Annotated in this window: 8 protein-coding genes; 2 read left to right on the forward strand and 6 right to left on the reverse strand. The window is 53.4% G+C overall.

Annotated features, from left to right (window positions below; translation table 11 throughout):
* Nucleotides 1–26: 26 nt before the first annotated feature.
* Nucleotides 27–497 (forward strand): SRPBCC family protein, encoded by a 471-nt coding sequence (locus ACOTX1_RS18090; protein ID WP_023315604.1) that lies wholly within the window; start codon nucleotides 27–29, stop codon nucleotides 495–497.
* 53 nt (nucleotides 498–550) lie between these two features.
* Here the strand turns inward: ACOTX1_RS18090 and ACOTX1_RS18095 are convergent, their stop codons facing one another.
* The 3 genes from ACOTX1_RS18095 to ACOTX1_RS18105 are packed head-to-tail and all read right to left on the reverse strand — an operon-like array spanning nucleotide 551 to nucleotide 2,390.
* The gene (locus ACOTX1_RS18095) at nucleotides 551–1,093 is read right to left on the reverse strand and encodes a 1,2-dihydroxy-3-keto-5-methylthiopentene dioxygenase (RefSeq protein WP_023315605.1); all 543 of its coding nucleotides are present in this window, start codon (nucleotides 1,091–1,093) and stop codon (nucleotides 551–553) included.
* A complete protein-coding gene (mtnC, locus tag ACOTX1_RS18100) occupies nucleotides 1,090–1,779 on the reverse strand; it encodes an acireductone synthase (protein ID WP_006809660.1) in 690 nt (229 codons plus the stop codon). The genes ACOTX1_RS18095 and mtnC overlap by 4 nt, the downstream gene beginning before the upstream one ends.
* Nucleotides 1,776–2,390 carry a methylthioribulose 1-phosphate dehydratase gene (locus ACOTX1_RS18105; RefSeq protein WP_022650583.1) on the reverse strand — a complete coding sequence of 205 codons (615 nt, stop codon included), beginning with the start codon at nucleotides 2,388–2,390 and terminating at the stop codon, nucleotides 1,776–1,778. Before ACOTX1_RS18105 ends, mtnC begins: the two co-directional genes overlap by 4 nt.
* Before the next feature lie 122 nt (nucleotides 2,391–2,512).
* Here ACOTX1_RS18105 and ACOTX1_RS18110 point away from each other — a divergent pair, with 122 nt between their 5' ends.
* Nucleotides 2,513–3,673 (forward strand): pyridoxal phosphate-dependent aminotransferase, encoded by a 1,161-nt coding sequence (locus tag ACOTX1_RS18110; protein ID WP_023315606.1) that lies wholly within the window; start codon nucleotides 2,513–2,515, stop codon nucleotides 3,671–3,673.
* Here the strand turns inward: ACOTX1_RS18110 and ACOTX1_RS18115 are convergent, their stop codons facing one another.
* The 3 genes from ACOTX1_RS18115 to ACOTX1_RS18125 form a co-directional block, all read right to left on the reverse strand.
* Entirely contained in the window at nucleotides 3,674–4,300 is a 627-nt protein-coding gene (locus ACOTX1_RS18115) for an IbrB-like domain-containing protein (RefSeq protein ID WP_023315607.1), read from the reverse strand.
* Nucleotides 4,285–5,508, reverse strand: a complete 1,224-nt coding sequence (locus ACOTX1_RS18120; RefSeq protein WP_023315608.1) for a phosphoadenosine phosphosulfate reductase — start codon at nucleotides 5,506–5,508, stop codon at nucleotides 4,285–4,287. Before ACOTX1_RS18120 ends, ACOTX1_RS18115 begins: the two co-directional genes overlap by 16 nt.
* A 128-nt stretch (nucleotides 5,509–5,636) precedes the next feature.
* The gene (locus ACOTX1_RS18125; RefSeq protein ID WP_421766836.1) at nucleotides 5,637–6,221 is read right to left on the reverse strand and encodes a LysR substrate-binding domain-containing protein; all 585 of its coding nucleotides are present in this window, start codon (nucleotides 6,219–6,221) and stop codon (nucleotides 5,637–5,639) included.
* Between the last annotated feature and the right edge of the window lie 182 nt (nucleotides 6,222–6,403).

A 6,403-nucleotide genomic window follows, 5' to 3' on the forward strand; every position in this document is an offset into this window, starting at 1 on the left:
AGGGGCTCCCTTAAGAGGACAACATCGTGACGCTCGATCCTGAAACAGACTTAAAACTGGAGCGCGTGGTGGACGCACCGCGCGATCTGCTGTGGCTCTGCTGGACTACGCCAGAGCACATCAAAAACTTCTTCATTCCTGCTCCCCATAAGGTGACCGAATGCGACCTCGACCTGCGCGTGGGCGGGCGGTTCAATACCGTGTTTGAGGTGGACGGGCAGCGGATGGATAACCGGGGCGTATTCCTTGAAATCGATCCGGGGAAAAAGCTGGTCTTTACCGACGGCTATACCGAAGGCTGGAAACCGGCCGAGAAGCCGTTTATGACGGCAATTTTGCTCCTGGAAGACGCCGGGGAGGGCAAAACCCGCTATACGGCGATAGCGCGCCACCCCACGAAGGAAATCCGCGAGCAGCATGAACAGATGGGATTTCACGAAGGGTGGGGGATTGTGCTGGATCAGCTGGTGGGGTATGTGAAAGGGCTTAACGCTTAGTGCGCGCTGGTGCCCTCACCCCGACCCTCTCCCACAGGGAGAGGGAGAAAAGATCAGGCCAGGCGCGGATACGCATCCGCAATCGCATCCCCGGTAAACTGGGCCACCCATCCCTCCGGATTGTCGAAAATACGAATCGCCGTAAAGTTCGGCTCTGAGCCCATATCAAACCAGTGCGGCGTGCCTGCGGGCACGGAAATCAGGTCGTTTTTCTCGCACAGCACCTGATACACCTCATCGCCGATGTGCAGGCAGAATAATCCCGCCCCTTCCACGAAAAAACGTACTTCGTCTTCGCCGTGGGTGTGTTCGTTCAGGAACTTCGCGCGCAGCGCCTCTTTCTGCGGATTGTCGGCGCGCAGGCTGATCACATCCCAGCTCTGGTAACCTTTCTCTGCCACCAGCTTGTCGATCGCATGCTGATACGCCGCGATCACGGCTTCAGGCGCGGGATCGTGCCCTAAATCGCGATCCGCAGCCCAGCGTTCAAACCGCACGCCTTTTGCGTTGAGCTGTTGGGCAATCTCGGCGGCGTCGGTGCTGTGCCACTGGTGCTGACTGGCGTCTTTATCGGAATAAATGGTCAATGCGCTCATGAAGGGATCTGCTCCGGATTAATCTCGTCAAACTGGTGGATCTGATGGTGATGGCTTGCGCCGTCATCTTCACCGCGAATCAGTTGCAGGGTGCGAAAACCCGCCTGTTCAGCTGCGTCCAGCTCCTGATGAATATCTGACAGAAACAGGATCTGCGACGGGGCGATGCCCGTTTGCGCCGCAATGTTTTGATAAGACTGCACCTCGCGCTTGGCGCCAATGTGGGTATCAAAATAGCCGCTGAACAGATGAGTAATATCACCTTCGTCGCTGTAGCCAAATAACAGTTTCTGCGCGGCGACGGAGCCAGAGGAATAAACATAGAGATCAATCCCTTGCGCCTTCCATTTTTCCAGCGCGGGCAGTACGTCAGGATAGAGGTGTCCGGTAAAGTCGCCGTTGACGTAACCGTCCTGCCAGATGATGCCTTGCAGGGCTTTGAGCGCCGTCGATTTGCGGTCTTCATCCATAAAGGTAAACAGCACGTTGATGAGATCGCTGACGCTGGCATGCGGAGCGCTGATTTCATCGCGCAGGTTGTCCAGAATCGATTTGACCGGCTCGGCGTACTGCTGCGCGGTCACGAAGGCCGCCAGCCGCTCACGCGCGTAGGGGAACAAAACATCATGGACAAAACGGATATCGCTGGTGGTCCCTTCAATATCCGTCACAATCGCGCGAATCATACTCTCTCCCATTGTCGTAAACGCATTTCGCATTCAAATAAGAATTCTAAACCTTCCAGATGACGGCGGGCTTCGGCCACGTCGCGTCCCCAGCAGGTTAAGCCATGGCCGCGCAGAAGAAAACCATAATTAAGCGGGCGTTCCTGCGCGTAATGGGCGATGCGCGAGGCGAGGGCGTCGATGTCCTGGTCGTTATCAAACACCGGGATGGCCACCGTATCCCGATGCGTGGTCTGCCCGGTAAGGGATTTTTGCATCTCGAAACCGGTGATCTTCAGCTCGGCCTCGTTCACCAGCCGCGACAGCACCGTGGCATTGACGGTGTGAACGTGCAGGACGGCGTTAGCTTCGGGGAACAGGCGATAGATGAGGGTATGCAGCCCGGTCTCTGCCGACGGTTTACGGCCAGACGGCGCACGGTTGGTGGCGATTTCAACCTGTAGAAAATCGGCGGTGGTCAGGCTACCTTTATCTTTTCCGGATTCGCTCAGCCAGCACAGGTGTTCATCCTGACGCACGGACATATTGCCGCCGGTAGCGGGCGCCCAGCCTTTAGCGCCAATCCAGCGGCAGGCCTCGACCAGGTGTGTGAGTTGCAGGTTGTCTGTCATTTCCTTTTACCCTCTCGGCCAGGAATATTTATATCGTTTAGACGTCTAAGCGTCTTGATTGCCAAAGACTAACATCGTGTTATAGTGTCAGCAACATAAGTATTACAGGCAGGCACACTACAATGAGCAATAACCCGTTGATCCCGCAGAGTAAACTTCCCAATCTCGGCACGACGATTTTTACGCAGATGAGCGCCCTGGCGCAGCAGCACAACGCCATTAACCTCTCACAAGGTTTCCCGGATTTTGATGGGCCGAAATATTTGCAGGAGCGTCTGGCGTACCACGTTGCGCAGGGAGCCAACCAGTATGCGCCGATGACCGGCGTGCAGACGTTGCGTGAAGCCATTGCGGATAAAACGGCGGAGTTATACGGCCATAAGCCTGACGCGAACAGCGATATCACGGTGACGGCAGGGGCGACCGAAGCGCTGTATGCGGCGATAACCGCCCTGGTGCGTACGGGTGATGAGGTGATTTGTTTTGACCCGAGCTACGATAGCTACGCCCCGGCGATTGAACTGGCCGGCGGCGTGGTGAAGCGCGTGGCGCTCCAGCCACCGCATTTTCGCCCTGACTGGCAGGCATTTGCTGCGCTGCTGAGTGACAAAACCCGTCTGGTGATCCTGAATACTCCGCATAATCCGTCGGCGACGGTGTGGCAAAAAGCCGATTTTGCTGCGCTGTGGCAGGCCATCGCCGAACGTGAAATATATGTTCTGAGCGACGAGGTGTATGAGCATATCTGCTTCGCCGAAGAGGGGCATGCCAGCGTGCTGGCGCATCCGCAACTTCGCGAGCGTGCAATCGCGGTATCGTCATTTGGGAAAACCTACCATATGACCGGCTGGAAGGTAGGGTACTGCGTGGCCCCGGCGGCCATTAGCGCTGAGCTGCGCAAAGTGCATCAGTACCTGACGTTTGCCGTGAACACACCGGCTCAGCTGGCGCTGGCGGATATGCTGCGTGCGGAACCCGGGCATTACCGCGAGCTGCCGCACTTCTATCGTGAACGTCGGGATCTGTTTGTGGCGGCGCTGAGCAAAAGCCGCCTGGAAATTTTGCCGTCTGAAGGAACCTATTTCCTGCTGGCCGACTACAGCGCGATTTCCGATCTGGACGACGTGAGTTTCTGCCAGTTGTTGACGAAAGAGGTGGGAGTGGCGGCCATTCCGCTGTCGGTGTTCTGCGCCGATCCCTTCCCGCATAAGCTGATTCGTCTTTGCTTTGCGAAGCAGGAATCGACGCTGCTCGCTGCGGCAGAGCGTCTGGCGACGCTCTGACTATTTCACCGTCCAGGCTTCTGAAAAACGACGGTCTGCGAAGAGTTCGAGCAGACCGTTGATCTGCTTCAGACGCAGCACTTCATCGCTGTCCATACCCAACACCTGGCCAATTTTCTGCTCACTCCAGCCCATAAGCACCAGTTCTCGCACGATTTCTGACATGGCGTTGATCTGGTGGCGTCCACGCGCGCGGTTGTGACGAATAGTTGCCGCCATGCGATCGAACTTTTCCTGGCGCGCTTTACGCAGGCAGGTAACAGGGAGGTAACCTTTAAGCTGGCGCTTCAGGATCGCCCGGTTACTGCCGATATCATGACGGTGAAAACCATCGACAATTTCGTAGTGCTGTGGCGCATTTTCCGTCACAACGATAGGTTGTGTGAATCCATCCAGCTCCAGTGACTTGCTGAGCAGCCGCTTTTCCGGCGGCGCGACGTTATTTGGGTTGTAATCGTTAGCGGTGATGTTTGTCTTTTTTATCCACAATACGCAATCGACGGGCTGATCGCGAAAAGGGCTGATTTCATGTAATGCCTGACGAAACGCATTAATAGCGGCTATTCGCTCTTCTTCTGAAAGTGCCTGAAGGTACGTTTCCATTTCGGTGATTATTCGTTGTTGCATAAAATCCCCCATTCCTTGCGTTTTGCTTTCACTCTGTCGCTGTAGCGCTGATAGTGTTTAGGCTTATTTGGGCTAAACGAAAGTGCCCGGCACCAATAGTCATTGTTGAGTAAAACCTTACAAATGCGTCGCCAGGAAGGGATATCTTTTGCACCAATGTCACCCTCCTGCGTGTCGGGAATATCGTTCATGCCTCGCTTTTGATACCAGTGGAGATAAACCGCGATTTTGTTGCGGTAATGTTCCGCCGTATTTTGCGGCATGCTGTCGAGTAACAGCATGGCGTATTCGCGCCAGCCGAGATGGTCTGGTTTCAGGATCTTCCGGTGGCCATAAAAATGGTTATCGTGCCCGGCATAAATACCTCCGCTTCGCACGCCGCAGGCGCGTTCACACATCGCCGCCCAGCGTTCGGGTTCAATGACATGATAGAGCCACAAGCCCTGACGCTGTTCCGGGCCAAACGGTTCGCAGATGCGCATATAACGCGGCGGCACCCCCGCCTTGTACATCAGGTCGTATAACGGGTTATAGCAACATTTTGATTTCGCGAACCACGTCCAGATGTCGGCGGTTTTCCAGTCGTACAATGGGTAGATATACCAGGCGTGCCCACCCGGGGCGACGGTCGTCCAGGGTTTATCGTCAGAAAAGCGCTGCTTACGCGCCGACGCGATAGCCAGAAAGCGGTTGTAAGATTCATCGGCGCGGATCCCCACCATGACGGCGGCAGGACGTTTTTGTGCATACCATTCGGCAAACTCGCGCACGAAGGCTTCAAACGTCATTCCCTGCTGATAAAAATCGAAATAGTGGTAATCGGTAATGGCGTCTTCCGGTGGCTGGCGAACCCAGTTTGTCCCGGGTTCCCAGCACTGCCATTCAGGTTGAAACTGTGACAGGGCGTTCTGGGTCGTGAGCGGAAGCGCTACCCACCAGAACTGATGGATAACATCCCGATACAGCGTTCTCATCGTGTCAACATGCTGAATGGTTGAGGAGAATTGCGCTTCCCAGTCCAGAAAGATGACATCTATTTTTCGCTTTAATTGCCGTGCTTTCTGGGCAACGAGATGCAGCATCACGGTAGAATCTTTTCCACCGGAAAAGGAAACGCAGACCCTGGAGAAATTGTTAAGCGTCCAGTCTATGCGTTCCGCAGAAGCGTCTAAAACATTTTCCTGTAAAGGGATTTTATAGATCGACATGATTAATCGCGTCCTGCGTGTTAAATGTCTGGAAAAAAACAAAACGATGTTATGGAATTATTTGTCCTTAATTTCACGGGGGCATTTTCTTCGGGTTGCCTTATTTGCATTCACCATGCAAATGTATTTTACGCAGACGGCGGAGAAACGCAGAGCTTATGCATTTTTTCAATGAATGTTGAAAAAACAGTGCTATTCAGTGATGAACGGCTGTAGAGCATATAGATCTTTAATTCAGGCAGCTCAAACGGTGGCTCAAGTCTTTTTAATTTCAACGGTTCTTTATATGTTTCATAGATCGACACGGGGATGAAGCCTAACAGATCAGATGAACAGACCATGGAGATGAGAGAGCTAAGGGAGTCCGTACGAAAAGCAATATTTCTTTCCGGAAACGCGTCATTTGCGCGACTCTGAAACTCTTTTACACCCGGATGAGCACTCTGGTAAAAAGTGAATTTCTCCTGGTATAGCACTTCCAGCGTGACTGCGTCAGCGAGCCTTGGGTGGTCTGCTCTACAGATTAAGGCTATCGGCACCGTGGTGAAGTGGGTGCAGACCACAGAGCGATTGTGGATAGGTGCGATAGAGAAGATGAGATCGGCCTTACGATAGGCCAACAAATCTTCCGCTGATTCGGAGGAAATGAGCATGTCTCTTTGCTCTATCTCATAATTCTCTTCAGATATTAAAAGCTTCAACGGTTCGAGCATCGAACCAGGAGACACCATTTGAGAGCAATAGATAACGAACTTTTTTTTGATGTCCGAGTGATGCATCATGTTGATCTGAAGTGGTTTACTGAATTTGGCCACCTGAACAGAGGTGATATGCTCACCTCAGAACAACACAGGTGTCATAATGAAAAAAAGAAATTTCAGCGCAGAGTTTAAAC

It is taken from the genome of Enterobacter cloacae complex sp. IR5401 (assembly GCF_049238425.1).
Taxonomy (GTDB): Bacteria; Pseudomonadota; Gammaproteobacteria; order Enterobacterales; family Enterobacteriaceae; genus Enterobacter; species Enterobacter hormaechei_C.

Bases quoted from the DNA above. Each gene is read 5' to 3' on its own strand.
- ACOTX1_RS18120 (WP_023315608.1), bottom strand. From the start codon at position 5,508: ATGTCGATCTATAAAATCCCTTTACAGGAAAATGTTTTAGACGCTTCT.
- mtnC (WP_006809660.1), bottom strand. From the start codon at position 1,779: ATGATTCGCGCGATTGTGACGGATATTGAAGGGACCACCAGCGATATC.
- ACOTX1_RS18110 (WP_023315606.1), top strand. From the start codon at position 2,513: ATGAGCAATAACCCGTTGATCCCGCAGAGTAAACTTCCCAATCTCGGC.
- ACOTX1_RS18115 (WP_023315607.1), bottom strand. From the start codon at position 4,300: ATGCAACAACGAATAATCACCGAAATGGAAACGTACCTTCAGGCACTT.
- ACOTX1_RS18095 (WP_023315605.1), bottom strand. From the start codon at position 1,093: ATGAGCGCATTGACCATTTATTCCGATAAAGACGCCAGTCAGCACCAG.
- ACOTX1_RS18125 (WP_421766836.1), bottom strand. From the start codon at position 6,221: ATGCTCGAACCGTTGAAGCTTTTAATATCTGAAGAGAATTATGAGATA.
- ACOTX1_RS18105 (WP_022650583.1), bottom strand. From the start codon at position 2,390: ATGACAGACAACCTGCAACTCACACACCTGGTCGAGGCCTGCCGCTGG.